At 61.0% G+C, this 2744-nt stretch carries 3 protein-coding genes, 1 tRNA gene and 2 rRNA genes; 5 read left to right on the top strand and 1 reads right to left on the bottom strand.

Going from position 1 to position 2744, the window contains the following annotated elements; genetic code table 11:
* The 3 genes from ACT6VE_RS34695 to ACT6VE_RS34685 form a co-directional block, all read left to right on the top strand.
* A 23S ribosomal RNA gene (locus ACT6VE_RS34695) occupies positions 1-333 on the top strand; the annotation flags it as partial.
* A gap of 126 nt (positions 334-459) precedes the next feature.
* A 5S ribosomal RNA gene (rrf, locus tag ACT6VE_RS34690) occupies positions 460-574 on the top strand.
* Positions 575-694: 120 nt separating this feature from the next.
* Positions 695-771 (top strand) — tRNA-Met (locus ACT6VE_RS34685).
* Positions 772-927: 156 nt separating this feature from the next.
* Here ACT6VE_RS34685 and ACT6VE_RS34680 read toward each other — a convergent pair.
* Complete coding sequence (locus ACT6VE_RS34680; protein ID WP_444609408.1) at positions 928-1326, bottom strand: RidA family protein; 399 nt, start codon at positions 1324-1326, stop codon at positions 928-930.
* Between the two features lie 74 nt (positions 1327-1400).
* Here ACT6VE_RS34680 and ACT6VE_RS34675 point away from each other — a divergent pair, with 74 nt between their 5' ends.
* Positions 1401-2252 (top strand): cytochrome b/b6 domain-containing protein, encoded by an 852-nt coding sequence (locus tag ACT6VE_RS34675; RefSeq protein WP_444802641.1) that lies wholly within the window; start codon positions 1401-1403, stop codon positions 2250-2252.
* Positions 2249-2744: molybdopterin-dependent oxidoreductase (locus ACT6VE_RS34670; protein WP_444802640.1), on the top strand; the 496-nt coding region annotated here is incomplete at its 3' end. The genes ACT6VE_RS34675 and ACT6VE_RS34670, both read left to right, overlap by 4 nt.

Here is a 2744-nt window from a genome sequence, read left to right as displayed (position 1 = left end):
GGCTGTTCGCCAATTAAAGTGGTACGTGAGCTGGGTTCAGAACGTCGCGAGACAGTTTGGTCCCTATCTGCCGTGGGCGTCGATAATTGAGAGGAGTTGACCCTAGTACGAGAGGACCGGGTTGAACATACCTCTGGTGTACCTGTCATTCCGCCAGGAGTGCAGCAGGGTAGCTATGTATGGACGGGATAACCGCTGAAAGCATCTAAGCGGGAAGCCTCCCTCAAGATAAGTTATCATCGAGTCGTGGAAGACCACCACGTTGATAGGCCGGGTGTGGAAGTGCAGTAATGCATGGAGCTAACCGGTCCTAATCACTCTGTTCGCGCTTGAGAGTTCCACCATCAATGACAACATTGGTGTAAGGATGATTAAGCCGGATATTCGCCAAGAATAATCGTCTTCAAAATCTGAATGTATAACCGCATCGATTAAAAACCATATGCACCTGCTTCATTGCTTGGTGGCCATAGCGTCAGTGCCCCACCCGATCCCATCTCGAACTCGGCCGTGAAACCTGACTGCGCCGATGGTACTACCGCTTAAGCGTTGGAAGAGTAGGGCGTCGCCAGGCATTGAAGCCGGTGCATATGGAAAAACCCATTCATGATCGTCGAACAACCGCCCCCGGCAATATGCTGCGGGCGGTTTTCGGCCCTCTAGGGCTCAGCCCCCAAAAGGGCTCAGTTGGTGGCGCGGGATGGAGCAGCCCGGTAGCTCGTCAGGCTCATAACCTGAAGGTCGCAGGTTCAAATCCTGCTCCCGCAACCAGCAGAATTGCTTAATGAGCACAGCGAGTTTAGCAATTTGCTGCCCCGGACACGATCCGCGGCCCATCTCCAAACCTCGCACACCACACAAAACCCACACCAGAAACAAACACCAGCCCCGAAAGCACCCAGCTTCCGGGGCCGCCACGCGTCTGCTTCAACCCTCACCACACACCGCTATCACCTCAATCTCCAATAACAATTCTGGCAATGCCAGTGACCGTACCTCGACAACCGTGTCGGCAGGCCAGGGCGGCGTGAAATACCGGCGCCGCGCCTCGACGATCGCCGGGAAGTTCGCCATGTCAGTCAGATAGATCGTCACCTTGATGATCCGGCTGCGGTCGCTGCCGCCCGCCGCGAGCACGCGGTCGATCGCGGCGAAGGTCGCCTCGAGTTGCGCATCGAAATCGCCCACGCCCACGATCGCACCCTGCTCGTCGATCGCGGCCTGGCCCGAGAGGAACAGCAATCCGCCCGCCTTCCAGCCTGGCGAAATAGCATAGGCCCCGAGCGGATCGGGGGACATCGAGATGACGGATGCGTCGGTGGACATGACAGCGGGCCTTTCCTGTTCTATCTGCAGGGCAACATGACCACCGATTGTAACCCAAATGGGGCGCGCTGCGAATGACGGGCATGATTGCCGCGATGGATCCTGCCGATCCCCCCAAGTTGAATGCACCTGCGGAGCCTTCGCCCGAGGCTGTGCCGCCGCATGACCACGCGCTCTCGACGCGGGCATGGCACTGGATCAATCTGGTCAGCCTGATCACGCTGTTCATGAGCGGGCTGATGATCTTCAACGCGCATCCCCGGCTGTACTGGGGCGAATATGGCAATCGTGACGAGCCCGCCTGGCTCGCGATCGGCCAGCAGGCACAGCGCGGCTATCTCGAAGTCGGAGCGGCAAGGCTGGACACCACCGGCGTGCTTGGCCGTTACAGCGATCCCGATGGCACGGTGCGCAACCGCGCCTTTCCCGGCTGGGCGACCATCCCCGGCGATTACAATCTCGCCGATGCGCGGCACTGGCATTTCTTCTTCGCGTGGATATTCGCCTTCGGGCTGCTCGCCTTCATGATCATCAGCCTGTTCAACGGGCATATCGCCAAGATGATCGCGATGCGCGGGCATGAATGGCATCCACGCACCCTCTGGATCACGATCGTCGACCACGCCCGGCTGAAGTTCCACACCGCGCCGGGCGAGGCGTACAACCCGTTGCAAAAATTGAGCTATATCGCGGTGATCTTCGTTGCGCTGCCGCTGATGATCGTCACCGGGCTGGCGATGTCGCCGGGGACCGATGCCGCGCTGCACTGGCCGAGCATGCTGTTTGGCGGGCGGCAGTCGGCGCGCTCGCTGCACTTCATCATCGCCTTCTCGCTCATGGCATTTCTGTTGGTGCACGTGGCGCTGGTGATCATCCACAAACCGCTGACGCTGCTGCGCGGCATGACGATCGGTAACCGGGCATGAGCGACAAGCATCCTTCGCCGATCATCACCCGCCGCACGCTGGTCGGGTCGCTGGGCGTGGCCGCTGGCGGATTGCTCTCCGGCTGCGATGCGCTCAACGCGAATCCGGGCTGGCGCGATACGCTGCGGCTTGCCGAGACCGGCAACATGGCGGTGCAGCGCGCACTGCTCGGGCGGGACGGGCTGGCACGCGAGTACAGCCCGCGCGATATCGGTCGCTCGGTCCCCGCCAACGGCACGCGCACGCCTTCCGATGCCGACTATAGGCGTCAGGCGGCGACAGGGTTTGCCGACTGGACGCTTGCGATCGACGGGCTGGTCGAGAAACCCACCCGCTTCGCGCTTGACCAGATCAGGGCGATGCCGCGCCAGACCCAGATCACCCGGCACGATTGCGTCGAGGGCTGGAGCGCGATCGGCAAATGGACCGGGGTCAACCTTGCCGCGCTGCTCGATGTGGTGAAGGTCCGCGAGTCAGCGCGCTATCTGGTGT

It is taken from the genome of Shinella sp. (genome assembly GCF_052438155.1).
In the GTDB taxonomy this organism is placed as follows: domain Bacteria; phylum Pseudomonadota; class Alphaproteobacteria; order Rhizobiales; family Rhizobiaceae; genus Shinella.
This window is presented reverse-complemented; position numbering and strand designations above follow the sequence as displayed.